General features: G+C 68.1%; 22 protein-coding genes and 2 pseudogenes. 15 read left to right on the top strand and 9 right to left on the bottom strand.

Annotation, left to right across the window (positions count from 1 at the left end):
* Nucleotides 1-43 precede the first annotated feature (43 nt).
* Nucleotides 44-970, bottom strand: a complete 927-nt coding sequence (locus ACXR2U_RS00955; protein ID WP_458823025.1) for a hypothetical protein — start codon at nt 968-970, stop codon at nt 44-46.
* 752 nt (nt 971-1,722) lie between these two features.
* Between ACXR2U_RS00955 and ACXR2U_RS00950 the strand changes: the two genes are divergently transcribed.
* The 4 genes from ACXR2U_RS00950 to ACXR2U_RS00935 all read left to right on the top strand — a co-directional run bounded on the left by ACXR2U_RS00950 (nt 1,723) and on the right by ACXR2U_RS00935 (nt 5,740).
* Entirely contained in the window at nt 1,723-2,721 is a 999-nt protein-coding gene (locus ACXR2U_RS00950; protein ID WP_458823024.1) for a CBASS oligonucleotide cyclase, read from the top strand.
* Nucleotides 2,722-2,724: 3 nt separating this feature from the next.
* Nucleotides 2,725-3,237 (top strand): HORMA-1 domain-containing protein, encoded by a 513-nt coding sequence (locus ACXR2U_RS00945; RefSeq protein ID WP_458823023.1) that lies wholly within the window; start codon nt 2,725-2,727, stop codon nt 3,235-3,237.
* A gap of 89 nt (nt 3,238-3,326) precedes the next feature.
* On the top strand, nt 3,327-4,271 hold the full coding sequence (locus ACXR2U_RS00940; protein ID WP_458823022.1) for an AAA family ATPase: 945 nt from the start codon (nt 3,327-3,329) through the stop codon (nt 4,269-4,271).
* Nucleotides 4,268-5,740 (top strand): SAVED domain-containing protein, encoded by a 1,473-nt coding sequence (locus ACXR2U_RS00935; protein WP_458823021.1) that lies wholly within the window; start codon nt 4,268-4,270, stop codon nt 5,738-5,740. Before ACXR2U_RS00940 ends, ACXR2U_RS00935 begins: the two co-directional genes overlap by 4 nt.
* A 654-nt stretch (nt 5,741-6,394) precedes the next feature.
* Here the strand turns inward: ACXR2U_RS00935 and mobF are convergent.
* Nucleotides 6,395-12,229 (bottom strand): MobF family relaxase, encoded by a 5,835-nt coding sequence (gene mobF, locus ACXR2U_RS00930; RefSeq protein WP_458823104.1) that lies wholly within the window; start codon nt 12,227-12,229, stop codon nt 6,395-6,397.
* A gap of 271 nt (nt 12,230-12,500) precedes the next feature.
* Here mobF and ACXR2U_RS00925 point away from each other — a divergent pair, with 271 nt between their 5' ends.
* The gene (locus ACXR2U_RS00925; RefSeq protein ID WP_458823020.1) at nt 12,501-12,845 is read left to right on the top strand and encodes a hypothetical protein; all 345 of its coding nucleotides are present in this window, start codon (nt 12,501-12,503) and stop codon (nt 12,843-12,845) included.
* A 15-nt stretch (nt 12,846-12,860) separates the two neighbouring features.
* Here ACXR2U_RS00925 and ACXR2U_RS00920 read toward each other — a convergent pair whose 3' ends face one another.
* Both ACXR2U_RS00920 and ACXR2U_RS00915 read right to left on the bottom strand, forming a co-directional pair.
* Complete coding sequence (locus ACXR2U_RS00920) at nt 12,861-13,667, bottom strand: hypothetical protein (protein WP_458823019.1); 807 nt, start codon at nt 13,665-13,667, stop codon at nt 12,861-12,863.
* A gap of 60 nt (nt 13,668-13,727) precedes the next feature.
* Nucleotides 13,728-14,471, bottom strand: coding sequence for a hypothetical protein (locus ACXR2U_RS00915; RefSeq protein ID WP_458823018.1), 744 nt, complete (start codon nt 14,469-14,471; stop codon nt 13,728-13,730).
* A gap of 353 nt (nt 14,472-14,824) precedes the next feature.
* Here ACXR2U_RS00915 and ACXR2U_RS00910 point away from each other — a divergent pair, with 353 nt between their 5' ends.
* The 4 genes and pseudogenes from ACXR2U_RS00910 to ACXR2U_RS00895 all read left to right on the top strand — a co-directional run.
* Nucleotides 14,825-15,253, top strand: a complete 429-nt coding sequence (locus ACXR2U_RS00910) for a hypothetical protein (RefSeq protein WP_458823017.1) — start codon at nt 14,825-14,827, stop codon at nt 15,251-15,253.
* Nucleotides 15,250-15,450 (top strand): helix-turn-helix transcriptional regulator, encoded by a 201-nt coding sequence (locus ACXR2U_RS00905; protein WP_458823016.1) that lies wholly within the window; start codon nt 15,250-15,252, stop codon nt 15,448-15,450. Before ACXR2U_RS00910 ends, ACXR2U_RS00905 begins: the two co-directional genes overlap by 4 nt.
* Nucleotides 15,451-15,648: 198 nt before the next feature.
* The gene (locus tag ACXR2U_RS00900) at nt 15,649-15,990 is read left to right on the top strand and encodes a hypothetical protein (RefSeq protein ID WP_458823015.1); all 342 of its coding nucleotides are present in this window, start codon (nt 15,649-15,651) and stop codon (nt 15,988-15,990) included.
* Nucleotides 15,917-16,144 (top strand): annotated as a pseudogene (locus ACXR2U_RS00895) (hypothetical protein); the annotation flags it as partial. The gene ACXR2U_RS00900 and the pseudogene ACXR2U_RS00895, both read left to right, overlap by 74 nt.
* A gap of 58 nt (nt 16,145-16,202) precedes the next feature.
* Here the strand turns inward: ACXR2U_RS00895 and ACXR2U_RS00890 are convergent.
* The gene (locus ACXR2U_RS00890) at nt 16,203-17,387 is read right to left on the bottom strand and encodes a CaiB/BaiF CoA transferase family protein (RefSeq protein WP_458823014.1); all 1,185 of its coding nucleotides are present in this window, start codon (nt 17,385-17,387) and stop codon (nt 16,203-16,205) included.
* 58 nt (nt 17,388-17,445) lie between these two features.
* Here ACXR2U_RS00890 and ACXR2U_RS00885 point away from each other — a divergent pair, with 58 nt between their 5' ends.
* The 3 genes from ACXR2U_RS00885 to ACXR2U_RS00875 all read left to right on the top strand — a co-directional run bounded on the left by ACXR2U_RS00885 (nt 17,446) and on the right by ACXR2U_RS00875 (nt 20,562).
* On the top strand, nt 17,446-18,168 hold the full coding sequence (locus tag ACXR2U_RS00885) for a GntR family transcriptional regulator (RefSeq protein WP_458823013.1): 723 nt from the start codon (nt 17,446-17,448) through the stop codon (nt 18,166-18,168).
* A gap of 31 nt (nt 18,169-18,199) precedes the next feature.
* Nucleotides 18,200-19,363, top strand: a complete 1,164-nt coding sequence (locus ACXR2U_RS00880) for an acyl-CoA dehydrogenase family protein (protein ID WP_458823012.1) — start codon at nt 18,200-18,202, stop codon at nt 19,361-19,363.
* A 995-nt stretch (nt 19,364-20,358) separates the two neighbouring features.
* Nucleotides 20,359-20,562 carry a hypothetical protein gene (locus ACXR2U_RS00875; RefSeq protein WP_458823011.1) on the top strand — a complete coding sequence of 68 codons (204 nt, stop codon included), beginning with the start codon at nt 20,359-20,361 and terminating at the stop codon, nt 20,560-20,562.
* Between the two features lie 154 nt (nt 20,563-20,716).
* Here ACXR2U_RS00875 and modA read toward each other — a convergent pair whose 3' ends face one another.
* From modA to ACXR2U_RS00855, 4 genes and pseudogenes are all read right to left on the bottom strand, one after another.
* Nucleotides 20,717-21,535 carry a molybdate ABC transporter substrate-binding protein gene (gene modA / locus ACXR2U_RS00870; protein WP_458823010.1) on the bottom strand — a complete coding sequence of 273 codons (819 nt, stop codon included), beginning with the start codon at nt 21,533-21,535 and terminating at the stop codon, nt 20,717-20,719.
* A gap of 20 nt (nt 21,536-21,555) precedes the next feature.
* Nucleotides 21,556-21,969: pseudogene (locus ACXR2U_RS00865) on the bottom strand (TOBE domain-containing protein).
* A gap of 97 nt (nt 21,970-22,066) precedes the next feature.
* Nucleotides 22,067-22,615: an NAD(P)H-dependent oxidoreductase gene (locus tag ACXR2U_RS00860; RefSeq protein ID WP_458823103.1), complete on the bottom strand. Its 549-nt coding sequence runs from the start codon at nt 22,613-22,615 to the stop codon at nt 22,067-22,069.
* A 159-nt stretch (nt 22,616-22,774) separates the two neighbouring features.
* Complete coding sequence (locus ACXR2U_RS00855; RefSeq protein WP_458823009.1) at nt 22,775-23,125, bottom strand: cupin domain-containing protein; 351 nt, start codon at nt 23,123-23,125, stop codon at nt 22,775-22,777.
* Nucleotides 23,126-23,271: 146 nt separating this feature from the next.
* On the opposite strand from ACXR2U_RS00855, the gene ACXR2U_RS00850 reads away from it, so the two are divergent.
* The 3 genes from ACXR2U_RS00850 (at nt 23,272) to ACXR2U_RS00840 (ending at nt 26,885) form a co-directional block, all read left to right on the top strand.
* Nucleotides 23,272-24,501, top strand: coding sequence for a PucR family transcriptional regulator (locus ACXR2U_RS00850; protein ID WP_458823008.1), 1,230 nt, complete (start codon nt 23,272-23,274; stop codon nt 24,499-24,501).
* Between the two features lie 323 nt (nt 24,502-24,824).
* Nucleotides 24,825-25,979 (top strand): alpha/beta hydrolase family protein, encoded by a 1,155-nt coding sequence (locus ACXR2U_RS00845; RefSeq protein ID WP_458823007.1) that lies wholly within the window; start codon nt 24,825-24,827, stop codon nt 25,977-25,979.
* A gap of 231 nt (nt 25,980-26,210) precedes the next feature.
* Nucleotides 26,211-26,885, top strand: coding sequence for a Crp/Fnr family transcriptional regulator (locus ACXR2U_RS00840; RefSeq protein WP_458823102.1), 675 nt, complete (start codon nt 26,211-26,213; stop codon nt 26,883-26,885).
* The last annotated feature ends 31 nt before the right edge of the window (nt 26,886-26,916 follow it).

Raw genomic sequence — 26,916 nt, 5'->3', positions numbered from 1 at the left:
GCTCGGGGTCGTGTCAATCGCGACTGAGTCCATTCTGGCACGCTCAGCGCGGCGCCGGCAGCGTGGAGGCGTGTCGTGCCTGAGCCAGGGGTACCCAGCCTTCGAGCACGGTCCCTGCGCGCCAGGCGCGGGTGGGCTGGTGCGTGCGCCCGTTGCGGTCCGCGGCTGTGAGTGCGTCGCCCGAGGCGACCACCAGTTGACCACCCAGAGCACCAACATCTCGCAGGACGGAGGGCAGCCCCCGCCCGTGGGTGGCCTCAGTCAGACTGCTGGCACCGGACAGCGCCATCGCGATGGCAGTCCGAGCGTCGGTGGCACCACGTGTGCGCAGTGTGGCGAGCATGCCGACGCCGGCGTCCGCAACGGCGAATCGGATGACGCCTTGAGCGGGGATGGTCTGCGCTGCGACGAAGCCGATCGTGCCGGAGTGCTCGTGCACGTTGGCGCTGATCTCAGCCAGCGAGTTGTGCAAGCCCGCGGCCGTGTCGGCGTCGAAGGCGGCCACCTTGTCGTACACCAGCGTCGCCATGGCGCGGACGTCCGCCGGACGCTGCAGAGCCGTGAGCTCGGTGAGGACATCGGCGCGGTCGCGCTCACGGACCTCGGGAAGGTCGTGCCGCGCGCCGACACGGTCGAGCACGTGACCAAGACGCATACGTGCTGCATAGCGGGCTTGGTCTCCCTGAGGTCCGAGGAGTTCGAACGGCGTGCCCACCACGTGCGCGTCGTGGGCGGCCGACGCCACGCAGACCAGGTGGAGTGGGTCGAGCCATCCCGCGGAGCGGAGGTCGATGCCGCGACCCGCTTCTGTCTCGCGCACGGTCAGTAGTGCAAGCCGACGACTGTGCGAGTCGACCGACATGGACATCTGAACCTCGATGGAGCCGACCTGTGCGAATGGGAGGGAGAGGATGACGAGGCTGTCACGCCCGCTGCCCGAGACCCCGCTGACACGCTCGAAGGGGCTCATTCGCCGCGTTGAGACGAGCGGCGCAGCTGACGATCGGCGACTGCAACTTTTCGCAGAACGAAACCTGAGCGGGCGGACGCTCGACGGCCGGACCCTATGCGCTGCGTCCGGACAGGCGGGGCAGGCTCCGAGCGATGAGGTCTGGCCGTGCCGCTCGGATGAGATCAGCTTGATTCCGACTTCGCGCGGACAACGTGGCGTTAACCCAACGAGTCTCACAGCTGCTCGACATCATTGATCAGGAGAGCCGTGTCCACCGCGAGCAGGCCGAGGGCTGGATAGCGATCGTCCGCGCCGCCAGCGCGCCGGCCAACCTCCAGCTGCTGGACGACATGCTGAGTCACCTAGACCGGCCCCCGACCGGAAGGTGACGAGTAAACCCCGGTGCCGGCGCTTGGGCGGGCAAGATGAAGATGACCCGGACCGTTCAGCTGTGTACCGTCCTGGCCCCGCGTAGTGATCGGCGTTCACGGGTAGCGGCAACGGACGGGGGTACGGCGACCGTACGCCGACCTCGCTTCGCCGGTAGACATTCACCCGAACGTGTGTTCGACTAGGTGGTCGACCGGACACCGCCGTCTGTGATCGGCTAGCCGTCGTTTCCGCCCTGACGCCCCGCCCGGTCCTAGCGACCGTCGGCGCCGACAGCAGGCGGAACTGTCAGACCCCCGTGCAAGCATGACGGCCGAGATCAACCCCTGCGGGCACGGCATGCCGTCGCCGTCCCGCCCGACCTTTACGAAGGCACCACGATGCACGAGTTCGTCACGCACACCGTTCTCGCGGCCTACGCCGTCAACAGCGTCAACGTCCCGTCCGACACCGCCCGTAAGCGACGTGAGCAGGTCAACCACCTGCGGACTCGGCTGGAGTCCTACATCGCCGAGCACCCCGACTACGACCTGGTGAAGATGCGCGCCTCCGGCAGCGTCGCCAAGCACACCGCGATCCGCGGCGCTGGCGGCTCCGACGCCGACGTCGCCGCGTACGTCCGCGCTGCCAGCGTCGGCGGCACTGGCGCCGAAGAATCCGGTCTGCTGGATTGGCTACGGGACCGATGCATCGAGGTGTACGGCAAGACGAAGGTCGCCGACGACTTTGTCATCTCCCAGCACGCCGTCGGCATCACCATGATCGGCAGCGGCCTGAAGATCGACGTCGCGCCGGTGCTGTACGAAGGCGGCGAAGACGACCGCGGCTGCCTCATCACCCGCGACGGACGACGGGTGTTGACCTCGGTCTCCCTGCACCTGAAGTTCCTGAACTCGCGCGCCTCCACCGCAGGCCCCGAGTACAAGGAGTTCATCCGACTGGTCAAGGCGTTCATCAAACGGTCCAAGGCCGAACTCGGCGACGAGTTCAAGTTCAAGAGCTTCCTGGCAGAGCTGATCGTCGCGCACCTATGGGACACCGGTTGGAACGGTGAGCCTCTGGCTCTGCACGACTACCCGCGGGCGTTCGAACAGTTCCTCGGCTTCATCGTCAACGGTGGCCTGAAAGAACCGGTCTTGTTCGACGACTTCTATAGCGCCGCCGACGTCACCGTCCCGTCCGAGCCGATCTGCGTGATCGATCCGGTCAACCCCACCAACAACGTCGCCGGCGCCTACCAGGAATCCGATCGGCTCCGACTGGTCGACCGTGCTGCGGACGCTCTCGACGCAGTCACCTGGGCTTCGGCCGCCAACACCAAGTCCGCCGCCAACGACGCCTGGCGGACGCTGTTCGGACCTACCTTCCACGGGGCGTGACCGATGACCTCAAGCCTGACCCGCAGCGCCACCTCCACCTTCACCATCACCGACGCCCGATATATTGCGAGCAAGCTCGGCGCCGACCTGCGCAACCTCAACGCGATGTACGGCAAGCCCGCGCTCGTCGACATCCCCGACTACGTCGAAGAGGTCGCGCAACTGCTAAAGGCCGGGTACCTGAAGTCTGTGGACTTCGGGTTCAAGTCCGGCACCGAATGGAAGTTGCGGTTGCGCTACACCGCCACGGCCAACGGTTACCTGGACGACAACAACCCCGGGCAACTCCCGCGGTCAGCACCCGTCGCCAACCTGCCGTTCTACAGCTTCCTGACCTACTCGGCTGCACTCGATCTGCTGCCGTCCAACGCGCGCGTCGAGTTCCTGGACGCCCTGCCCGTGCACCGGGTGACCGGCACCGAACCCACGACTGGCGGCGGGTCTTACGGAGTCACGAAGTCCTACGCGCGCGCCGAACACGGACTCGAACGCGGCGTTTACACCGCCGCATCCTGACCTGACCCACCTGCCCATCCGGCTACGCGCGCCGCGCGGCGCCAGTCAGAACCATCCCGCACGGGCCGTCTCGACATCCGAAGGGGACCATGAGCACCCAAGAAGACCTGTTCTTACCCGTCGTCGAACTCCCCGACGAGGTCCGCGACGAGCGGTACCGCCGTCTGGTCGGTGTCGACGACATCAAGACGCGGCTGCGCCGAGAAGCGTCGGTACTGGTCAACCCGCAGTCACTGACCGACTGGGCGCGCCGTCACCACCGCGACGTCAACGCCGACGCATTGACCGCGACGTTGAGCGACCGGGCGCCGCTGATCATCTTCGGTGGTGACGTCGGCTCCGGAAAGTCTGCCCTCGCCGAGAGCTTCGGCTGCGACCTCGCCCGCACCCATCGGCTCTCTGCGCAACTGTTCCGGCTGAAACTGACCGCCCGCGGCACCGGCTTGGTCGGTGAGATGACAACGCTGGTCAGCGACGCCTTCGCGATGATCCGGCGTGAAGCCGAGCAGTCCCGACGTGGCGACAAGATCACCGCGATCCAGATCTTGGTCATCGACGAGGCCGACGCCCTCGCCCAGTCCCGCGAGGCGCAGCAGATGCACCACGAGGACCGCGCCGGCGTTGATGCCTTCCTCGCCGGGATCGACGACCTCGCCGGGAGCGGCCTTCCTGTGGTCGTTGTGATGTGCACCAACCGGCTCGACTCGTTGGATCCGGCCGTCCGGCGGCGGGCCGCGGCCACGTTCGAATTTTCCCGCCCGAACGACGGGCAGCGGCGAATCGTGCTCGCCGACGCGCTGACCGGGTTCGGGCTGAGGGGCAAGACCCTGGACGAACTCGTACGCCTCACCGGCGAGCACGGCGACCGGCCCGGCTATACCTATTCCGACCTCACCCAGCGGCTGGTCCCTACAGCAGTTCTCGCTGCGTATCCCGACCGGCCGCTGACCGACCAGGTCATCCTCGACACCGCGCGAGAACTGGCACCGTCGCCAGTGTTCACTGACCACTCCGGGCCAGCGCGAAACGCATGACCGGGCCGTTGCCGTCGCCGTCCGCGACCGGAGTACGCGTCGGGGGTGACTACTACCAGTGGCTGTGGGTGTGGTGTGCATGCCTCGATGTGCTCCGCGACAACACCGGCATCACCCGAGCCGCAAATCCAGCCGTCACGGTCGGCGTCGAGGACCCAGATGCCGGAACCTTCGACGACGTCGTCATCTACCGGCAGTCACCACCGCACGAGTACACGCAGGTCAAGTACACCGTCGACGGCTCGTCACCGGTCAGCACCGCCTACCTCACCGAATCCGCCACCCTGGGCGGGCGGAACCTCCTGCGAAAGTTCGCCGAAACCTGGGCTACTTTGTCCGCCGACAATGGCCCGGGTCCCCTGCTGCGGCTCGTCACTAACCGAAATGTCGACCCCGGCAACCCGCTGCTCTCTGGCATCGACGCCCGCACCGAGCTGCTCTTGCCCAACGCCGCCGCGCAGGGACCCGCCTCGGCCCGCGGCCGCGAGCGGGCGGCGTGGGCCGCCGCCGCCGGTGTTCCTGAAGCCGACCTGCTGCGGATGCTCGGGCACCTCCAGTTCAAGACCGGACGCGGCATCACGGATGTCGCCGACAATTTACGAGCGCGGATGACCGCCCAAGGTCTGCGCAGCGACGACGCCGCGCTGCTGACCGCGACCGCTTGGGTAGCCCAGCACGTCCGCCACGGCCATCGCCGCATCGACGCCGACACCATCCGAGCCGCGATCGACACCCTTGAACTGCACGCCGGAGACGCCTGGGCAACCCTGTCGATCTCCACGATCAAGCCCGACCCGCTGTCAGACCAGGCCGTCGCTTCGGTCGACTGGGTCGACCGGTTCGACGGAGACGACGAGTACGCCAAACGTCATCCGAAAGCACCTGCGACCTGGCAGCAGTTGAACGACGACATCGCGTCCGCTGCCCGCCAGATCGTTGCGCTTCCTCGGGTCATGATCACCGGGAGTTTTCGTCTGTCGACCGGGTTCACGGTCGGCGCCGCGTTACGAGGTGTGACCGGCGTGGAGATCGCCCGCATGCAGGGCCCGCAACTGTGGCGCTCCGACGCCGTCCCCACCCATGCTGCGGTCACGACCGCTGTGGCTGAACTTGGCGGAAGCGACCTTGCCATCGTCGTGGACGTCGCGACCCGGGCGACGGACGATGTCGTGGAGTGGCTCCAGGCGAACCGGGTCTCGGTGGGCAAGGTCATCTCGGTTGCGCCGGCAGCCCGTGCCCATGACAGGTCGATCAGCTCCGGCGGTGATGCCGTCGCGGTCGCGACGGCGATCCGAGACGTCGCGCGCCAGCACTCGAAGGGCGCGTCGAGGGTGCACCTGTTTCTTGCGGCCCCGCTCGGGTTGGCGCTGCTGCTTGGCCACCGCTGGAACCGTATCAAGCCGACAGTCGTGTACGAAGACCTCGGCAACGACGCTGGTTACGAGTTGGCGTACACCGTGTCGGCGTAACCACGGCCGCATTGCCCGACGGCCGCATGGCAGCCCCTCGTGCAGCCGTTGCGAGCCCGGCAACCGCTGCGAAAGCCCAGGAGCGCTGCCTCGTCGGCGGGTCTCACAGATCGGGTCCGGCCCGCCGAACCCAGCGAGCACGGGTCCACCAAAGGCACCGCTTCGCGGTCAGGATGGAGACCACCTTCTGCGATCGGTTTGCATCACGTCGTCGCCTCGATAGCCGAGGACTAACCACGACCGGCAGGGACCCGGCGACAGCCGCAGCACTGCCCAAGTCGCCGCAAGCTTTGCCGGTCCTGACGTGCGCCTCGACACGAGGACATCGCAGCCGCCTCTTGCCGCTTCGCGTTCCACGGCACTCGGCCAACGGCGCTGCCGCACGAAAGATCACAGATCCCCGGGACTGGCTACTGGAGAGAGGCGCCGGGTTGGTCGATCTGCTAGTCCCACACATAGAGCGGCCAGCGCCGGCGGTCTCAGATGACGAACGGTAACCGGGTGCAGTCGCAGTCGAGGCACGCGACGAGCGACGGCCGGTGTCGCCCGTGACCCAGCTGCCGCGAGGCCTGTGTCTAATTCGCACATGCGTGGTCCGCAACGTTTTTGCACTGAGGTGCGTCAGGCGTACGGACGGTGCGCGCGCCTCAGGGGTCAGGCGGGACGGCCTTGATGGCCGAGTTCAGCGGCCGGCACCTGTCGAACCGCATTCCATTGTTGCCGCGGATAGGTAGGGCCAATGTCGTGCCGCTGCATGTCATCATGGTTCGGTTCGGAGGTCGCGACCGAGGCAGGCCACGCGGTGGCTAGCCGAAGCTCGACTGCTCTAGCGACGTGGGCGTTGGGCAGGGGTCGGTGGCCGACGAGCGCGGGCAGGTGGGCACTGACGTCGTAGCCGGTCTGGTCGGCGCGGTCGAGGCTCTCCGCAAGAGCCGGCCACCCTGAGTCGGCGGTGAGGTTTGGCACGAGTCGGTCGGCGAAGGCGGCCCACCGTGCCTCCGACGACTTCAATGCCGACGCGAGACTGATCTCAGCCGGGTCAGGCACACGCTCGGCGAGAGCCCGGCGTGCCGCGGTTCGGGGGTCAGCGGACCAGATCGTGTGCGCGTCGAGCACCGCCCCCACCGCGGTCTCCGCTGAGACCCCAGTCGCCGCTGTGACGAGCGCGAGGCGACCGGGCCAATTTGTGAGCGGAATCGCCGCGACGACTTGCGCAACCGCGCGCGCCGCGTAGATGCTGCCTTCGACGGTGTCGAGCCGGTCGGCCCAGGGAGCGACGCGGTCGGCGATAACGGTGTCGGCGAGTAGACCAGCGGCGGTGAGGTCGTACCACAGCGTGTCCGGCCCCTGCGTGTGGAGCAGTTCGGCGGGGTCCGTGCCTTCGGTCATGAGCAGCTGGCGGGGGTTGTCGCCGCGGGCCGTGAGCTGCCAGAACGCTCGGTGCGCTGCCTGTCGACCGGCCCGGTCGGCGTCGGTTGCGACGATCACGCCGGGACAGCCGTTGCCGATGAACGGGCGCAGTGCGTCGGCCTGGGTATCGGTGAACGAAGTGCCGAGCGGGGCGACGCCGACGAAGTCGCCGCGGCCCGCGAGGGTGACGGCCAATGCGTCCATCGGACCTTCCACGAGTACCGGGGTGGCACCGTCAGCGAGGGCGGCGGCGTTCTCGGCCAGGCCGTAGAGCTCGTTGCCCTTGACGAACAGCTCGGTCTCGGACGAGTTGAGGTACTTGGGCCCAGCGTTGTCGGCGTCGCTCCTGTCAGGGTGGCGCCGTCCGATCCAGCCCCGGATCTCGATGTCGCCCCGGGGCCCAACCGCCGTGATCGGCACAACGAGCCTGTCGCGGAACCGGTCGATGACGCGGCCGGTCGAGGCGTAGGTGCCGAGGCCGGCGGCGAAGATCTCCTCGTCGGTGGCGCCGAGCCCGCGCAGGTGGGTGGTGAGCCCCGTCCACCCGCCGGGTGCATAGCCGACGACGAAACGGTCGTCTGCGGCCAATTCGGTACCGAGCCGGTCGGCCAGGTAGCTCGGAGCCCACGACGAGGGGTAGCGCTCAATGAAGTACGCCGCGGCCTGAGCGTTCAGTTCAAAAAGGCGTCCGCGTGCTGCCGATGCGTCGTCTGTTCCGCTCGCGGTCGTGTGAACCGGTTCCTCCGCGGCGGGAGGGGTGTCTTCGTGCTCGGGCTCGATGAGCCCTTCCAGCCAGTCGCTGTCCGGTGCGCCGTCGGATCGGGCCAGCAGTTCGAGTTCGTGCAGGTCCGCCTGGGGAGCTTCTTCGGCGGCCGTCGGTGGGTCGATGACGTGTGACGGCGGGTCGGTGAGCATGCCGATGCGCCAGACGAGCGCGGTGGCGAGCTCGTCGGCACGAACAGACTCCTCGTAGGGCACGCCGGTGCGGAGCAGGTCGTGAGCGGTGGTGAGCAGCAGTTCCGGTTCCCAGCCACCTCGCTGAGCGTGGGTGACCGCAGCGACCAGGGCGGGCCACGCCGGGTCGGTCCAGACGCGCTCGGCATCGGGGGCGCCGAGAACCGCGACGAGCGTTGGCGTCCAGGCCGGACGGAGGGACTCGGAGACCGAGTGCTCGGTGGCGGTCATCGCGGCTGGAGCCAGATGTGGCACCAGCCGCCACCAGAGGGCGGCGGCCGGCTGCTCGTCGGGCAGGGGGGCTTGGGCCCCGGCGGCTCGCACGAGTGCGGCGATGTCGATGCCCGCACGGTCGGCGATAGCGAGGCGGTCGGCGAGTGTGGGCCAGTACGGGTCGGTGGCGATGCGGCTGTCGATGGCGGCGACGATCGGGGCCCAGCGTCCGGTGGCTGTGCGTGGGTCGCCGAGCACCCGGGCGATTCGCTGGTCGAGGCTGCGCTGGGCGCAGGCGTCTGCCGCGGCGAGCGCGGCCGGCCCCGTCGTCCGGCGGTCGGAGTCGTCGACGTTGTTCGCGGCCCGCCAGACGGCGAGTTCGGCGACCAGGCCGAGGTCACGGTCGAGTAGCGGGGAGGCCCAGGTAGGGGCGCTGGTGGGTGTCCACCCGCGTGCCCGGGTGGCGACCGCATCCGTCACACGGGTGACGGCGTCCGCCTTGTGGAGCAGGTAGTCCCCCCAGGTCCGGTCACGGCTCAGTGCGGGTGGGATGGGAGGGAGCCACGGCAGTGGACCTTTGTCGGCTGAGCGTCGTCCGGCGGGGTCGAGCCGCCATTGGAGAACGGCGGCTGCGTCATGGGCGTCGTCGACGCCGCGTCGTCCGGGTGCGTCGACCGCGTTGCGGAGGACGGTCGCGGCGTCGTCGCCGGCCACGGCCAGCAGGGTGAGGTGCGATCGCAGCGCGGGGTACGCCTCGAGCTCTGTCACGCCGGGCACGACGGCATCGGCAGCGATGTCGATGGCCTGCAGGGCACGCGGACCCAGATGCTCTGCGGCGGCAACGCCCAATGCGTCGGCGTACTGGTCCGCGCACGCCGCCAGTCGGAGAGCCGGGTCATCCGCCGTGCGCTTCGCGCTGGCTGCGGACACGGGGGCGCCGTCGCGCGCGAGGACACGGGTCAGGATGTCGACCGCCGTCGGGGGCAGCAGCGCGTCCCGGGTGACGACGGAGTGGGGGTCGCCGTCGCCTGCAGTGGCGAGGAAGACGTGGTTAACGTGTCGGCCGCGGGTCATCGCGACGTACAGCAGTTGCCGGGTCTCGCCGCCGGTCGCGACGGTGTAGGCGGCGTCGGCGGTGATGCCCTGTGCGCCGTGGACGGTGGTGGCGTACCCGAGGGTGACGTGCTCGGCGACGTAGGCCGCGGGCAGCGTGAGGTGCCGGCCGGTGCGCCGATGGGTGACGTCGAGTGATCCGGACTCGCGGACGGTGTCGACCGTCCAGCGGTCGCCGTTCTTCACCCAGTCGGTGCCGCTGAGCGTAAGTTTCCGGTTGTTCTTGCGGGTGATGATGACGTCACCGGCGGAAGCGCGAAGGCCGTCGACGAGCGTCACCTCCCGTTCGGCGCCGGCGGTGAGGCCGTCGATCCGGTCGTGCCGGGCGCGCGTGTTCAGGTCGGCGACGAGGTCTCTCGTGGGCGCCACCATGATGGCGTCGCGACCGGCGGCATGGTCGGCCGCCCACGCCGCGTACGCGTCATCGGCCGCGGTCGTGGAGTCGCCGACGTGCACCCGGCCGTTGTCGACGTAGTACGCAATCGCGGCGGCGTCACCGTCTCGGAGAGCGAGACTGGCGGCGCCCTCCGCGTGATTCGGAGCGCCGGTCTCTGGGTGGGTGAACCGCATGACCTGCGACAGGGTGACCGCGCCTTGGTTGGCTGCGACGTCGCGCAGCACTCCGCCGGCGCCGATCGCCGCGAGCTGCTGATCGTCGCCGACGAGGCGCACGGACCCGCCACGACCGACCACGTACTCGATGGCCTCGGCGAGGTCGAGGGTTCCGGCCATGCCGGCTTCATCGATCACCACGAGTGTCCCGGGGCCGATCGAGTCGACCCACCCGGGCACATCGGTGCCGGTTGAGAGCGCGTGGAGCAGCTTCGCCAGGGTGTCGGTCTCGGCGCCGATCTCCGCGCGCAGCACGGCCGCGGCTGCTGCCGACGGTGCCAGGCCGACGACGTTGCCGCGGGTGTCATCGTGGCCCTGCGCAGCGGTCCAGGCGCGGGAGAGCACGCGCATCGCCGTGGTCTTGCCGGTGCCGGCCGGTGCCAGCGCGAGCTGCACCCGTGCGCCCGATGTCGCGAGGGCGCGGACCAGCTGTGCCTGGCCGGGGTTCAGCTCGACACCGTTGGCGGTGGATTCCAGCAGTGCCATGTCGACCGTGGCATCGGTGACGACGCGGCCGTCACGGCGGGCGGCGTGAGCGACGATCGCTTCCTCGGCGGCGATGATCCGCGTCGACGTGTAGGTCGTGGCCCCGGCAACCCGGTAGACAGGGCTGCCGTCGCGTCGGCGCAATGTCATCGGAGTGAGTGCATCGTCGCCGGGTTCGACGTGTCCGAGCAGGATGGACCTGAGGGGCGTGAGTGCCGCGGCGACCACGTTGTCGACGGCCCGATCGAGTTCGGCAGCGGGGACTCCGGCTCGGCGCACCTGGCGTTCGGCCTCGGCGCGAATGTGGTGCGCGCTCCACGTTGCGCGGGAGGCCTGGACGTTTAACAGGACGGTGTCGGCGGTGACGCCCACCCATGTCCCATCGACCTTGATGGGCTTTCGTCCGTTGCGCCGGGGCGCCAGCGCGGTGCGCAGGTAGTCGCGTAGACCGGCCTCGCCTCCCAGTACGGCGATGGCCTCGGTCCGCCAGGTCGCGCGCTGCTCGGCGTGGGAGCGGGGTGCGTGCTTCGCTTGCCGGGTCTCGGTGTTCGCTCGTGCGGCCAGAGCGATGGCTTCCAGCGAGGTCGGCGGACGCCCGTGGTCCACCTGGAACGTCGCTGACAGCGCCGCCCGGCGGACGTCGATCGCAGCCCGCCGTGACGACCAGCGGCGGGGGAGTGGGCCGTCGATGCCGACGATCTCGCGGACCGGTCGCTTCGTCGGGTCGTCACCGGGGCGGTCGGCGAACTGCACGCCGAGCCGGTCGATGAGGAAGCTCTCCAGTCGGGTGTTGTACCGCTCCGAGGCGGCGACGTTGTTCGTGAAGATCGGGCGCCCGTCCAGCGCGAGCCACGCGCCGTCGAGTGCCTGCACCTTGTTGCTGATCGCGACGTGGGTGTGCAGATCCGGGTCGCCCGCGCGGGAGTCGCGGTGGGTGAACGCGGCGGCGATCAGGCCGTGGACGTCGACTTGGGCGACTCCGTTCCGGCCTCGCCGGGTGTAGGTCGCGTTGTCCTCCAGCCAGGTCAGCGTGTCGCGGACGGCGTCGTGGTGGGCCTTCTCGATCACGGCCGCCACCTCGCGCGGTGCGACCGCCCACAGCGTCGACACGCTCTTCACGGGACTGAACGCGAGGTCGTATCCGGCGACGGCGGTGGTGGCCTGCCGGGAGATTCGCGCGAGATGCCCCGAGAGTTCGCGGGCGTCGAGCGGCGGCCGACCGAAGGTCTCCGCAAACATCTGGGTGGCCAGGGCGGTGCGGATCTGAGCCCGCACCTCGGCGGGGACCGGTGTGTCTGCCTGCAGACCGAGGGCGGTGTTGTGGTCGCGGTAGGCCCCGGCCGAGCGGCGGTTGAACTGGTTCGCCTGCTCGTGGATCCGGTACGGCGTGCCGAGGCGGCTCGCCTGCCGGACCTGCGCCGGAGACCTACCTGCCGCGACTGCAGCACGTTCCAGCTGTTCCGCCTCGGGATGGCGTCCCTCACCGAAAAGCGCGACCATCTGAGCCTCGGTCACACCGTTCTCTGGGTGAAAGTGCGGCACGGAGGCCACACCGGATCCCAGCCAGACGCCGGGGGATTCACCCTTCTCCGCGTAGTAGGCACCGAGGTTGTCGTAGCCGCGATTCGTGGCGTCGTTCGCCGCCACCTGGCGCGTCAGGTACGTGTATCCGTCGCCCGCGGTGAGCTTGTGCACCGTCATCACGGCCCGACTCTCACGGAGTCATCTGCCAACGCAGCGAGGTGAGGTACAGCGGGTGACGCCGGAATGCATGAGGTGTGTCAGGTTTCGCGGTTCGTCCCGCACTTGCGGTTGGACGTCCGGCCGAGCGAGAAGTCCGCGGGTGAGCGTCGGTTGGTGCTGCCGGCGTCGAGTGGCCGGCGATGGAGTACACCGACGTGGCGTAGGTGGGTGTGACGATCCGATGACGAATCATCACGCGACGGAGGTTGGTATGGCCGGCAGGAATGTCATGACGAGACAGACGGCATTGGCCCGTGCGCGCGAACGGCGCCGTGAACTCGATCGCGCGCGAGGGGACCAGGACGCGCGAATCGAAGCCGCGACGGCGGCGGCGTTGCTGGCGTTGGAGGTCCGTGCCGAGGCAGCTCGCGCTCTGGACGCCACGCAGGCCGACGTGGCGGTGGCGCTCCGCCAGCTGCTGGCCGAGGGCGTCAGCGTCAGCCGGGCGGCAGCGCTACTGGAACTGGACGCGGCCGAGGTGCGTCGGGTGACCCGCGCTGAGCGACTGTCGGAACCCCGCGCCGCTATCGGTGGTGACACTCAGAAGGAAGACGGCCGTCAGCGGCCGGTGTGACGAGCGCCGAAGGCGTCAGGGGGCCGGAGGCGGGGACAACTGCCCGATGCGTTGCAGTGGACTGCGGTTCGCGCGTCGCTCCACGTCGGCTAGGTCGGCACCGGCCGGGTAGTCCCGCAACGGGATGCCCGAGCTGGGTACCGGCGCGTCGCCGCGTGCCTTCTCCACGACGGCCCACATCGCGTCGATGTGGGCACCAGGGTCGTCGTCGAACCCGGACTCGACCGTGACCTCGACGGGGACGCTCAAGCCGGGCAGCAGTTGCACGACGGCAGCACGGACGGCCGCGGCGTAGGAGCCTCCGTAGGCCGCGATGTCGTCGTCTTGGAGTTTGTGGAGTTGAACGGTCAGCTCGTCGAGCGTGGCGGCTGCCGCTTCCTGCTCTGGTGTCCACGGGGTCGGGTCGCCGGTGAGCGTGCCATCGGGGTGATGGGTCATGGATGGAAGTGCAAGCGCGTCGTAGCGACGCTCCAGCGTTGCCTCGTCCTCGTCATGCAGACGCCAATACCCCTCGTCGAAGAGCAGCTGCTCCGGCCGCACCACGAAGTGCAGCGGCTCGGTGCGGTGGTGAAACAGAACGGAAAGGTCGTCGCCGACAGTCGAGACGAGCATGTCTCGCACGTGGGCGGCCTCCCACGATCCGGGACGACGGGCCAGTGCGGTCTCGATGTCGCCGATGTTGGCCACAGCGCTGGCCACGGCGAGCGTCACGAACTCGGCGAAGTCAGGACCGTGGTCCAGCCGGGCAGCGGCGGTGAGGGCCTGCACGGCGTCGGCAAGCAGCTGCCGGGGCGATGGCTGAGTGGTGTCAGGTGCGTTCACGTTGTGTCCTCTGATTGTGAGCTGTAGACGTCGGATGAGGTCGACCTGCGGTCGCCACTCCTACGCAGCGCGCGCCACGGCATGACGGCGCCGGGAGACGGTGCGCATCGTGGTTCCGAGCCGGTCGGCGATGGCGCGGATGGACTCGCCGCGCTCGGTAAGCCGCCGGACGACCTCGTACTGCTCGTTGCGGGTGAGTTGCTCGAGTCGGATGCCGTCGCCGGCCAGGGCGCGTTCGACCGCGATCTCGTCGATGTCGTCACCGGTGAGGTGAGCTCCGATCCTCGGATGCGGCGAGGCGTCGGTGTCGATGTCGTCCCAAGCCAGTGGTGGTTGCCAACCGTTGCGTGCCGCCCACGCCAGTGCTTCACGCGCCGGGCGGCGGTCCAGCGCCGGGCGGACGTCCCACAGCTGCTCGTACAGCGACTGAACGGCCGCGGCGGTGCCCGCGGTGACACGAATACCGCGCATCGTGCGGGCGACATGGGTGGGTGTCCGCTCGAGGCGAGCTGCGAGCTCGCGGAGATCCCATCCGATCGCGACCAAGGCCTGAAGGCGACGTCGCGTACCGGTGGAATCGAGTGTGCTCCGATCGGCCCGGTTTACCCGCTCAGGTTTGATGGCGAGGATCGCCGTGGCGGTCGCCGGTCGGATCTTCATCCGTGCCGGCCCACCTTCGGGCCCGGTCGCGATGACGGCACGCAATGTGGTCGGTGAGATCCCGGCGAGGACGGCTATGCGTCGCAGCCCCAAGCCGGTGGCCCGCAGTTCGCCGACGCGCGCTCGGGCCGGCGCGGCCGGCACGAAGGGAGCCCACCGCCCGTAGGTCCGCTCACGCGTGACGACGCGGCTGGCAGCTGTGTTGGCCGCGGTGCACCGCGTACACCGGCACCGGTCCTTGACGTAGGCGGCCCGCGTGCCGTGGGTGTGGGTCGTGCGCTCGTGCAGGCAGGCCCGAGTAGGGCCGGCGTGAGCTCGCCTGGCCCGCTGCTCGGCGGTTGCAGCAGCGCGCAGGTGCCGCACGCACGAGTGCAGACCGTGGTGGTGTGCGGCCATGGCGTCTGTTGAGTACGAGCCCGAGAAGCCGCAGGTGGGGCAGGTCCGTGTGACGGTCATCGGGCAGGTTGGGGTCGGCAACAGGTGGGTCCTGTGTCCGCATGCCCGGCGACGCGGGCCCGCTCGAGAACCGCGTCGATCCAGTCGGTGCGAACGGTTCCCCGGTCGCCGACGTGGTCGTCGAAATCCATGGCCCGGAACTCTTGGCGGATCAATTCCCATTCCGAGCTGATGAGGAGGTGCTCGAGGTGGGCCTCGACGGTCGCCCGGTCGACGTAGGCGAGAGAGAGTCCAAGATGGTCGCCGACGTCCCGCAGGAGGTGGTGGACATGGCCGTCGTAGGCGACGACCAAGCAAGTGAGGGCTTCGAGGCGAGCGGGCGTCAAGGGAGCGGCGGCCCAGGTGCCCGTGGCGGCAGTTGCAGTCATACGTTCGCTCCGGGTGCGAATGGGGTTGTCAAACAGCCTAGTAGGCAAATCGACTATAGGCAATTAGGCAAGCGTGAGAGGCCCTCTACGCTGTCGGCGTGAGTGACGGGTCGGTCGTCGCCGCGGCGGAGATCGCCGCGATGCTCGGCGTGAGCAGGCAGCGGGTGACGCAGTTGACTGCTAAACCCGACTTCCCGGCGCCGTTGACGACGCTGTCGGTCGGCAAGATCTGGTCCTACGACGACGTGCGCTCATGGGCCGAGGCCACCGGCCGAACGGTGCGCCCGGCCGGAGGCTGAAACTGGCGCCGGGCTGGTTACTGCCGTCCCGGCCGGTGCTCGCGGCGTCACCCACTCACCCCTTGTCTGTTCGATCCTGAGTGAGCAGGCGCCGTGGACTGCCAGTTGGTGACGTCCATGCCGACAAAACCGCCAGCACGGTCCGCCGTGCCGGACTAGTTGTGCTGGTCAGCGGTGATACATCGGAGCGCAACCGACATGCCCGAAACTCTGGGAACGTACGCGGCGCCCACGCTGACGGATAGCGAACTGAGCCTGACCGCCGCCGCGCCTCGGGTGCTGTCCCGTCGGCGGGGCCGTGTCAGTTCCTCCTGTGGCCCTTGGCAGCAGGGCAGCAGTCAGAACGACTGGCGGATGATCACGATTCGCGAACATCTCGGCGCCTGGAGGGCGGTCGTGGTGCTCTGGCTATGGCCCGGCAGCCTCTCCGAGCTGGTAGGCGTCTTCGGCTGGTTCGGCTCGCGGGATCGCCGTCACGATCGGCAGGCGGTCGCCGTCGGAGCAGCTCTTCTCACCCGTCACAGCGACGAGCCGGCGTAACGCCCTGCCGCCGGGCCCTTCAAGGGCCTGTCACAACGGACTGCACAGCGACGTCGACTACGGCGTCGTGGCGCCGGTCGCGGGGCTGCTCACATCCGTGCCCGGTGGAGTTGGCCCGAAGACTGTCGTGATGGTGCCCAGCAACACGGTGACGGCAGCGTCGCTGCAGCAGAACTTGAAAGTTCGACCCCACCAGGCACGAGACGGTCAGTTCAGCGAGCGGGACGGGCACTCGTGTCTGCGGTCAGCCACTGGCGGAGTTCAGCCGAGTCGGCGCCGAGCTGCGGTGGGCGGCGGTCATGGCGCAGGGTTGATCGCTCGAAGCGGATGGGATTGGCCAGTGTACGAATCGGGTCCGGCCCTCCGTGGTCGTACACCGGGGCCAGCCCTAAACCCTCGGCCAGTTCGATGGCCCCGCCGATGTCGTTGACCCGGCCGGCTGCGACCCCGACTTGCTGGAGGCGGTCGGCCCACGTGGCTGCACCGGCACCGGCCATCGCCGCTTCGAGCTCCACGATCAACTCGTCGCGGTGGGCTACTCGGGCGGAATTTGTCGCGAACCGATCGTCGTCAGCCAAGCCGGTGCGTCCGAGCACACCCACCATGGCTGCGAACTGCCGGTTGTTGCCGATCGCAACGGCCAACGGGCCATCGGAGGTCCGAAGCGTCTCGTAGGGCGCGATGCTCGGATGCTTGTTTCCCATGCGGTGAGGTGCAGGTGCGCCGTTGATGTAGGCAGCGCCCTGATTGACGAGGGACGCGATCAGGCTTGAGAGCAGGTTGACCTCGACGACTTGGCCCCGGCCGTCAGCGTCGCGAGTCCGCAGAGCGGCCAGGATGCCGATGGTCGCGTGCAGCCCGGTCAGGACGTCCACGAGCGCCACTCCAACCTTGGTGGGGTCGCCGTCGGACGCGCCCGTGATGCTCATGAGGCCGCCCACGGCCTGCGCGACGAAGTCGTAGCCAGGACGGTCCGCACCCGAGCCGGATCCGAACCCGCTCACCGAGCAGTAGACGAGGCCGGGGTTGTCCGCGTGGGTCGATGCAGCATCAAGGCCGTACCGCGCCAAAGTCCCCGGGAGGAAGTTCTCGATCATCACGTCGGCGCGGGCGGCCAAGGTGCGAGCCAGTGCGAGGTCCGTCTCGTCGCCCAGATCCAGCGTCAGACTTCGCTTGTTCCGGTTGACGCTCGTGAAGTACGTCGTCGTGTCAGCGACGTGCGGCGGTCCCCACTGGCGGGTGTCGTCGCCCAGGCCCGGGCGTTCGACCTTGATCACCGTGGCACCGAAGTCGGCCAGGAACATGGTGGCGAGAGGGCCGGCGAGGACCCGGCTGAAGTCCGCGACCAACACGCCGTCCAAGGGGCCAGCAGCGGGCTCCGCCATGTGATCCTCCATGCCTGCTCTGGCAACGTCGCCGCCGCCGGGTTAGATTTTAGAAAATCTAGCGCACCACGTGGAGGTGGTCGTGATCGAAGCGGGAAAGGGTGACACGCCCCGACTGCGAACGGTCGTCACCGTGCAGCACGCAACCTTGACGTGGTTGCGAGAACAGATCGCCACCGGCGTGCTGAAGGCGGGCGACCAGGTACGCCAGGAGGTTCTGGCCCGCGAGTTCGGCGTGAGCGTCCCGCCGATGCGCGAGGCTTTGCGCACGCTCGAAGCCGAAGGTCAGCTCGTGTACGCGCCTCATCGCGGCTACTTCGTAGCCTCGATGAGCTACGACGAACTCGCCGAGACCTACCGCATCCGTCAGCTGCTGGAGACCGAAGCCATCACACGTTCCGTGCCCGGTCTCGGCAGGGAGGACGTGACGCGGATGCGTGAGGCGGTCTCGGCAATGGAACGCCACCACCGCACCGCCGATGTTCGCGCCATCGCCGAGGCCAACCGCGTCTTCCACTTCACGCTGTTCGACGCGGCCGCCATGCCGCGGATGGCCGACATGATCCGGGTGCTGTGGAGCACGACCGACCGTTACCGCTCGCTGTACTTCGCCACGGCGGAGCACCGACTACGAGTCAACACCGAACACCGCGCCATCCTCGCCGCGACGAGAGCGGGGGACTCCGCCCTCGTCGTCGAGCTGTCGCACCAACACCGCCTACGTTCCCTTGACGCGCTCGCCCGCACCTTCGAGGCCGAGACGTCCTCGGCCCCCTCCTCCTCGCATGGCTGATCGACCCATCACACCCAGACCGGAGAACCGAATGCCCCAGCCCGTCACCTCCCACCTCGACGTCGACACCCTGCTGTCCGACGAGGAACGCGCCATCCGAGACACCGTCCGGGAGTTCGTCGACAAGCGTGTTCGCCCAGACATCGGCCGCTGGTTCGAGGAGGGGATCAGCCCGAAGGATCTCGCCCCGGAGCTCGGCAAGCTGGGTGTGCTCGGGATGCACCTCGACGGCTACGGCTGCGCCGGAACCAACGCTGTGAGCTACGGCCTGGCGTGCATGGAGCTCGAAGCCGGCGACAGTGGTCTGCGAAGTCTGGTGTCGGTGCAGGGCTCGCTGTCAATGTTCTCGATCTGGAAGTACGGCTCCGAGGAGCAGAAGCAGGAGTGGCTGCCGCGGCTCGCTGCTGGTGAGGCTATCGGGTGCTTCGGCCTGACCGAGTCCGACTTCGGCTCCAACCCCTCCGGTATGCGGACCGCTGCGGTGCGCAAGGGCGACGACTGGGTCCTCAACGGCTCGAAGATGTGGATCACGAACGGATCCGTCGCAGACGTTGCGACCGTCTGGGCCCGCACGGAGGACGGCATTCGAGGCTTCCTGGTCCCGACCAACACGCCCGGCTTCACGACCTCTGACGTGCACCACAAGCTTTCGCTGCGCGCTTCGACGACCTCGGCGTTGTACCTCGACGACGTTGTCCTACCGGCCAGTGCGATGCTGCCCGAGGCCCGGGGTCTGTCCGGACCGCTCGGCTGCCTCAACGAGGCCCGGTTCGGCATCGTGTTCGGCGCCATGGGCGCAGCCCGGGACAGCCTGGACACCGCCCTTGAGTACGCGTCGACCCGGATCCAGTTCGACAAGCCGATCGCGGCGTACCAGCTGACGCAGGCCAAGCTCGCTGACATGGCCGTCGAGCTCTACAAGGGGATTCTGCTGGCGCTGCACCTCGGGCGCCTCAAGGACGCGGGCGGGGTCCGTGCTGAGCAGGTCAGCATCGGCAAGCTGAACAATGTCCGCGAGGCCATCCAGATCGCTCGGACGTGCCGCACCATCCTCGGCGGTTCCGGTATCACGACCGAGTACTCCCCGCTTCGTCACGCCAACAACCTCGAGTCAGTGCTCACCTACGAGGGCACTAGCGAGGTCCACCAGCTCGCCCTCGGTCAAGCTCTCACGGGGATCTCGGCCTACCGGTAATCGCGACGACGGTCAGTCGCATCAACGTGACTGGCGCCTATTCGATGAGTGCCGGCATCGCCGAGGTATGAGCTCAGACACGAACAACCACAGGGGGTGTTCGAGGTCGACGAGCGTCTGTCGAGCAGGGCCGTGCGCGCATCGATACGCGTTACCGACTTCCCTGCTGGCCCAGCTTGATCAGCTGGGTCTACGAGGCGTTCGTGATCGAACTGTTCTCCCGCCGCGTCGTCGGGTGGCAGGTGTCGCGCTGTCTGCGCACCGACCCGGCCCGGGACCCCCAGGAAATGCGACTGTTCGACGGCACCCCAGCAAGCCTTTGCACCGACGGACTGGTCCACCGGAGTGACCGACACGGCGTGCACTGTTCGTCAGTTCGTCATGCCTCGACGGCTCGCCGAGGTCGGCATCGTCGGCACGGTCGGGACCGGCAGCAACTGTGACAACGCGGTGGCCGAGGGAGCTGAGCTCCTTGCTCTTGGCCGAGCTGGTTGGCACAGGGCCCTTGGAGGACCGTCGCTGTCTTTGGGATCGCCGTCACCGAGTATGTCGACTGTTGAACCGTCGGCGCCCGTCGGCGACATCGGCCTCGACCCATCGGTCCAGTTCGAGACCCAGCACTACGTTCAGCACAACCGCGCGGCGGTAGTTGAACCGGCCCTAGAGAACGCTGCTGAACCCGGGGCGGGCCGAGACCGAGCGGTTCTCACCGGGTCGTGCGGGCCCAGCAGCACCTCTTAAGTCGTGGTCTGTCACGGCCGGAATCAGCCGGTTGCCAGACGTCAAGGCGGCAGTACGCCTGACTCGGATCTACCGGAAGGCACCTGATGAGGCGTCGTCCGACCTCTTCGCGTCCCACGCACGCCCGCGGCTACGTCGTGACTGTGCTCAGCGGTGACTGGGTCACGTCGGATTGTGGGGTTCAGTAGAACGGCGGCGGCGGTCTGACGCTGAACCCCCATCGTCGGGGGGTCTTTGAGCCTTACGGTCGACCCATGACCTCTTCCCCTTCTAGTCGGTATGGCGACGCGTTCGAACGTGACTTCTTCGAGCCGGAGCCAGACGATTCACCGGACGCCGGCGGTTGGGAAGCGGGCACTCACCTCAAGACGACCGGCGCAGTCGTGAAGGCTCACGGCCGGACTCAGGACGCCGCGCGCGCCGCCCTCGAAGTCCTGACCCGCGAACGCCCGCACTGACAGGCACACGTTTCGGTCTGGCTGGCGAGGTCCCTGCCCGGACAGCCGGTCCGCCTGCGACCCGAGATTCGAGCACGGGAGGGAGGCCGGGAAGACCGATCCGTCGTGAGAAAGGGGATTCGAGGCATCGCTCCGCGACGTCGGGCGATCGACCTCACGGGGAAGCAAACCCCGCGGAGGTCAGGACCTTCTGACCGTCATCGGACAGCACGTAGGCGATGAACGCCTTGGCGAGGTCGGCGTTCTTCGAGGCGGTCAGGGACGCGATCGGGTACTCGGTCGTCGCGTTCTGGTCCGCCGGGATCTCGATGCCCTCGACCGCGTCGCCGGCGGCCTTCACGTCGGTGACGTACACGATGCCGGCGTCGACGGCGCCGGTGGTGACCTTAGCCAGGGTCGACTTGACGTCGGCCTCCTGCGTCACCGGGTTCACCGTGATTCCCGCCTTGCTGAATATCGAGGTCGCGAGCTTGCCGCACGGCACCTGCGCCTGGCAGACCGCGACGGTGACGTCGCTCTTGGCGAGGTCGGCGAGCGAGGTCACCCCGCCCGGGTTGTTCTTCGCCACCGCGATCTCGCCGGAGTTGCTGACGAAGTTCTGCGGGGTCGCGGCTGCCTTGGCGTCGACGACGGTCTGCATGTTGCTCGTCGCGGCCGAGGCGAACACGTCGGCCGGCGCGCCCTGCGTGATCTGGGTGGCGAGCGTGGAACTCGCCCCGAAGTTGAAGGTGACCTTGGTGCCGGGGTTCGCCGACTCGAACTGCTGGCCGAGGGTGGTGAACGACCCGGTCAGCGACGCCGCCGCGAACACCGTGATGTCACCGGTGACCGAGGCCGACGGCGAACCGCTCGCCGACGCCCCACCCGACGACGACCCCCCGGCGTCGGACGAGCCCGACGAGCAGGCCGTGAGCAGCACGGTCGTGGCGGCGAGGACGGTGGTCGCGGTGGCGACGCGGTGACGCAGGTGCACGAGGTCTCCTGGGGTGGTAGTCAGCGGTCGCCGGTCGGGATCTCGACAACGACGTTGGTGGACTTGATCGACGCCACGGCCCGCACGCCGGGCTCGAGCCCGAGGTCGTCGGCGGACTCACGGCTGATGAGCGAACTGACCCGGTGCGGGCCCGCCTAGATCTCCACGAGCGCCATGACGCCATCGCGGACGACCCGGGTGACCAGACCGGTGAACCGGTTGCGGGCCGACTCGGCCGCGACCCCCGCCGCGGGCACGAACGCGCCGTCGGCCGCGACCTGCTCGGCGAGCGCCGCGAGGGCCGTTCCGTCCACGGTCAGACGGCCCGAGTCGTCCTGCGCGGTGCTGAGGCGATCGGAATCGAGTAGGCGGCGGACGGTGTCGTCGCTGACGCCGAGCAGGCCGGCGGCTTCACGGATCCGGTACCGGGGCACGTAGCGACTCTATCCGCGAAAGCGGCTCGAATATCTGCGGATCGATGCAGACGCGGCAAGAAATGCAGCCAATCGGTCGAATTCGCGGAGGGACGGCTCAGCTGGCGAGGCGGCCTGCGATGGTGAGCGTCCGGCGGGCTAAGTGGTCGAGCGCCGCGTTTTCGACGTCGGTCAGCGGGTCGTTGTTGTCCGCACCGGTGACGTGTGAGACGCCGTACGGGTTGCCGTCGGCGAACTTGGTCGGATTGGTGTAGCCCGGCGGGACGATGATGCCGCCGAAGTGGTAGATGGTGTTGTACAGGGCGAGCAGGGTGGATTCCTGCCCGCCGTGCTTGGTCTGTGTGGCGGTAAAACCTGCGTAGACCTTGTCGGCGAGTTCGCCGCGTGACCATTGCGGGCCCAGGGTGTCGAGGAATTGTTTGAGTTGGCTGGCAACGTTGCCGAAGCGGGTCGGTGTACCGAACAGGACGACGTCGGCCCACAGCACGTCGTCGGGGGCGGCCTTGGGGTCATTCTTGGTGCGGTCGAAGTGGGCGCTCCAGGCTGGGTTGCCGGAGACGACTTCGGCGGGTGCGAGCTCAGCTACCTGCCGCAGTCGCACATCTGCGCCGTCTGAGGTGGCGGTGGCGGCGATGCGTTCGGCCATCGAGTGGAGAGTGCCGGTGCTGGAGTAGTAGATGACGGCGAGCTTGACGCTCACAGGTGTTCCTTTCAGTGGGCTGTCCGACTGTGGCCGGCGTGTGTCGCCGGGTGAGGCAGGCATGCTCATGCGTGCTGAGCACGTGCTGCTGCGGTGGCGCCGCGGTTAGTCGGTCAGGACCCAAAACTCACGGAACCGAGTCTTGAACGTCCACGTCGACATGTGCCCCTTGGGCAGGAAGGCTGCGTCTCCTGCTTTGAGCTCGATGGCGCTGCCGTCTTCGAGTTCGATGCGCGCTTCGCCTTCGAGCACGTAGATCATCTCGTTGTCGGTCAGCTCATACCGCGTCTGGGAGGGGTCACACTCGAAGAACCCGCACCCACGCGCTCCGTCCGTCCGGTCCTCGTGCAGCGTGAAGCCGCGTCCGGCAGGTTCGCCACTCAAGATCGTGACGCCGTCGGGCTGCCAAGTCTCCAGTTCGGCGGTGGCGGCAGTCGCGGACTTCAGCGTGGTCATGGGGGCCCTCCAGCTTCGTAGGTGCAGTGTGGTTATCTTCCTGGCTCTCAGCTTGGTTCTCTTTGACGGAAACCGTAGGGAAGTGGGTTTCGGTCGTCTGAATACGCACATGTGAGGGGTGCGGCAGCCGGAAGTACGCTAGGCCGGTGGCGGTCGAGGATGATCTGCGGCTGCTGGCCGATGGTGTCGGCGCCCAGATGTCTGCCCTCACCAGGACCATCGCCCGCCGCCTTCGCGAAGAGGTGCCAGAGTACTACGAACGTGACGACCCGGTCTTAGGCGCCGCAGAGACCGACGCCATCGCCGCGTCACTCCGGGACGTTCTTGACGGGCTCGTCGAAGGTCGCATCCCTCCAGATCGCGCGTCCGACAGCATCCTCCGCGAAGCACGGCTCGCCGCTCAAGCCGACATCGACCTCCACGCCCTGCTCCGCACTTCCAGGGTGGGGCAGGCAGCCATGTGGGACAGCTTCCTCCAGGTCTCCAACGACCTCATCCCCGACGCGGGCCGCCGACTAGCCGCACTGCGCCGCGCTAGCCAGTACCACTTCGCGTGGAACGACCGCGTCGCCGAGTCCATCATCGACACCTACGAGAAGGAACGAAACCTCTTCTACTTCCAGGGCCGGGACCGCAAACGGCGCGCGATCCTTCGGGATCTGCTCGCGGGCATCCCCGTCGACGAAGCAGCGCTCGGGTACCCCCTGCAGGGGCGACATCTTGGGATCGTCGTGTGGGGCGACGCTCCGGAGACCGTCATCAAGCAGCTTTCGGCTGGTCCCGGGCGTCGTACGTTAACGGTCGCCGGCACTGGCGACACCACCCTGGGCTGGGTCAGTTGGCCGGGGTCACCATCTAGCGCCCAGGACGCGGTGGCCTCGTTGAGTCTGCCGCCGGACACATTCATCGCGTGTGGGGAGCCGGCGAACGACGCCGATGGCATGCGATTGAGCCACCGTCAAGCCTGGCAGGCGTACCGAGTCGCACGGATCCGCACTCAACCGATCACACGCTATCGACGGGTAGCGCTTGAAGCGCTGGTCCTGCGTGACATCCCCGCGGCGCGAGACTTCGTCAAGCGTGAGCTCGGCCCGCTCAGCGACTCCAGCGAGCGATCCGTGATCCTGCGTGACACGCTGCGGGCGTACTTCGCAAGCGGGCAGAACGCGGCGTCAACAGCGTCCGTCATCGGGGTTCACGAGCGAACAGTCGCGTACCGGTTGCGGTCGGTTGAGTCGCTACTGAGTGTGTCCGTGGCAACCGCCCGCGACGACCTGTCTGTTGCGTTGCGGCTGTTCGACCTGCTCGGCGACGACACGAACGACCTCGATCTGCCGTTGCATGACGACGGGCCGCTCACCGGCACCACATTCTGAGTACGACGCCGCAACCCGCCCTTGTACTGAGGCTGCACAACGCCTCGTCGAACGGTGCTGGAACCGTTCCAGTTGCACGCTGGCGCTAGACCGGCCATGACCGAAGTTGGCGGCTCAGACCGGCGCCGTGTCACCCGACGTCCACCGCGGCGCGCCTTTCGCGAGAGCGCCACCAACGTCACCTCCGACCGGCCAAACCAGCCGGGGCCGACCGTTCTGGCCGGGGTGCTCGCTTTCCGCAGGTCAGACGCAGCGTTTGTCCGAGCAGGGCAACGCCTTCGCGGGACAAATTCTCGATACTTCTGCGGTCGCGCCTCGCGGATGTGCCCATCCGCACGAAGCGCGACCCGATCCAGCGGTCTGACACGACCAACGACGACGACGCGCCTGCGGAGGGCTTTGTGACCAACGACAACGGTGTTGCGGTGCTGAAGCCGGAGCAGGAGATGCTGAACTGGGGCCGCCTCCTCCTCGACGGCGTCCCTTACGCCGACCTCGTCAGCGCCCGGGACCGAGACCCCTCGGTCACGTGGTTCCAGCACTGGATGGACACCGCGGCTCGGTACGAGCGACTCGGTGACGTTGCACTCGAAGGCGGCCACACGATCAGCGCCGGGGAGTACTTCATTCTCGGTTCGCTCGCTGCTCAGTACGCCCAGTTCCTCTGGTTCGACGATCGCCGACGCGTCGGGCAGGAACGGAAAGTCGAGCTCTACCGGCGCGCCGCACCGCTACTGAACCCACCGGCCGAACGCTTCGAGATCACCGTGGACGGCGCCACCGTTCCTGGCTACGTCCGGCTGCCGCTCGTCGGCTCCGCCCCTTGGCCGACCGTCGTGCTCCTCGGAGGTCTCGAATCGACCAAGGAGGAGAGCTACCAGTTCGAGCAGCAGCTGCTGACGCGGGGGATGGCGACGGTCACCTTCGACGGCCCGGCTCAGGGAGAGATGTTCCCGGAGGTGCTGCTGCGCGGCGACTTCGAGCGATACACCTCCGCAGTGCTCGATTACGTCATCAAGCTCGACACCATCGACTCCGAGCGGGTCGCTGTCCTTGGTCGCAGCCTCGGCGGGCACTACGCACTACGCAGCGCCGCGCTGGACTCCCGGTTTGTGGCTTGCGTGTCGTGGGGTGGCTTCGCGGACATGGACTCTTTCGACATGGAGACCCCACTGACGAAGGAGAGCTGGAAGTACGTGACCGGGTCCACCACGGTGGAGCAAGCCCGGGAACGGACCCAGGCAGCGCTCGATGTCCGCTCAGTTCTCGACGGGCTCCGAGTCCCGACGTACATCCAGCACGGCGCGCTCGACGAAGTCCCGACTTCGGAGGTCGACGTCGTGAAGCAGTACGCCGTGAACGCTGATCTGCACATCGTGATCGAATGGGAAGGCGACCACTGCTGTCACAACCTCGGTCCCCGCCCGCGCATCGAGATGGTGGACTGGCTCGAAGAGCAGCTGAAGCCTCAGAACTGAGCTGGCAGTGCGGCCGCCGCCGTCGAGAACCCACTGGGTACGGCTCTGACGGCGGCGGCTCGCGGCCGCCACCGCGTATCCGCACGTCGACACCGAATCGTGTCAGCACCAGGCACCCCGGTTGGCGTCACGGTTCTGCGTCGACTATCTCGGCGCGGCACTCACCGCCCAGCCTTCGGGCCGCCACGTCTTGGTCGCGCTTCTGCGGGCCTGCGGAAGGATTGAGCTGTGATAGACGAGGTCCTGCGCCGTGCGGGGTTGTTCCAGGGTGTGGACCCGGAAGACGCCGAAGCCCTCTCGGACCAGTTCGAGACGGTCGAGGTCCAGCAAGGCCGCGCAGTGTTCCGGGAGGGTGATCCGGGTGACAGCCTCTACATTGTGCTGTCCGGAAAAGTGAAGCTGGGCAAGCACAGCTCCGATGGGCGAGAGAACCTCGTTGCGGTGATGGGACCGGCCGACCAGTTCGGTGAGCTGTCCCTGTTCGACCCCGGGCCCCGCACCACCACCGCCACCGCGGTCACGGACGCCCGCCTGGCCCGTCTGCCGAAGGCGGCGTTGCATCAACGGCTGCAGGAGCGGCCGATGATCGGCGTGCAGCTGATGCGGGTGCTCGCCCGCCGGCTACGGCGTACCAACACGATGTTGGCTGATCTCATGTTCGTCGACGTTCCGGGCCGAGTGGCCAAGCAGTTGTTGTTGTTGTCGCAGCGGTTCGGCACGGTCGACGGAGGTTTGCTGTGCGTCACCCACGACCTCACGCAGGAGGAGCTGGCTCAGCTCGTCAGTGCCTCGCGAGAAACAGTGAATAAGGCGCTGGCTGAGTTCGCTTCCCGCGGCTGGCTGCGGGTCGAGGGCAAAAGCGTCGTAATCCTCGACCGTGACCGGTTGGTGCGCCGCGCGCGTTAATCGGATGTTCCGGTATCGCGAGGCGCGAATC

The sequence above is a fragment of the Jatrophihabitans sp. YIM 134969 genome, assembly GCF_054456675.1.
The sequence above is the reverse complement of the archived record's forward strand: the minus strand, read 5'-3'. Positions and strand labels throughout refer to the sequence as shown.

Bases quoted from the DNA above. Each gene is read 5' to 3' on its own strand.
- ACXR2U_RS00955 (WP_458823025.1), bottom strand. From the start codon at position 970: ATGAGCCCCTTCGAGCGTGTCAGCGGGGTCTCGGGCAGCGGGCGTGAC.
- ACXR2U_RS00950 (WP_458823024.1), top strand. From the start codon at position 1,723: ATGCACGAGTTCGTCACGCACACCGTTCTCGCGGCCTACGCCGTCAAC.
- ACXR2U_RS00945 (WP_458823023.1), top strand. From the start codon at position 2,725: ATGACCTCAAGCCTGACCCGCAGCGCCACCTCCACCTTCACCATCACC.
- ACXR2U_RS00940 (WP_458823022.1), top strand. From the start codon at position 3,327: ATGAGCACCCAAGAAGACCTGTTCTTACCCGTCGTCGAACTCCCCGAC.
- ACXR2U_RS00935 (WP_458823021.1), top strand. From the start codon at position 4,268: ATGACCGGGCCGTTGCCGTCGCCGTCCGCGACCGGAGTACGCGTCGGG.
- mobF (WP_458823104.1), bottom strand. From the start codon at position 12,229: ATGACGGTGCACAAGCTCACCGCGGGCGACGGATACACGTACCTGACG.
- ACXR2U_RS00925 (WP_458823020.1), top strand. From the start codon at position 12,501: ATGACGAGACAGACGGCATTGGCCCGTGCGCGCGAACGGCGCCGTGAA.
- ACXR2U_RS00910 (WP_458823017.1), top strand. From the start codon at position 14,825: ATGCCCGGCGACGCGGGCCCGCTCGAGAACCGCGTCGATCCAGTCGGT.
- ACXR2U_RS00900 (WP_458823015.1), top strand. From the start codon at position 15,649: ATGCCCGAAACTCTGGGAACGTACGCGGCGCCCACGCTGACGGATAGC.
- ACXR2U_RS00890 (WP_458823014.1), bottom strand. From the start codon at position 17,387: ATGGAGGATCACATGGCGGAGCCCGCTGCTGGCCCCTTGGACGGCGTG.
- ACXR2U_RS00880 (WP_458823012.1), top strand. From the start codon at position 18,200: ATGCCCCAGCCCGTCACCTCCCACCTCGACGTCGACACCCTGCTGTCC.
- ACXR2U_RS00875 (WP_458823011.1), top strand. From the start codon at position 20,359: ATGACCTCTTCCCCTTCTAGTCGGTATGGCGACGCGTTCGAACGTGAC.
- ACXR2U_RS00860 (WP_458823103.1), bottom strand. From the start codon at position 22,615: ATGGCCGAACGCATCGCCGCCACCGCCACCTCAGACGGCGCAGATGTG.
- ACXR2U_RS00855 (WP_458823009.1), bottom strand. From the start codon at position 23,125: ATGACCACGCTGAAGTCCGCGACTGCCGCCACCGCCGAACTGGAGACT.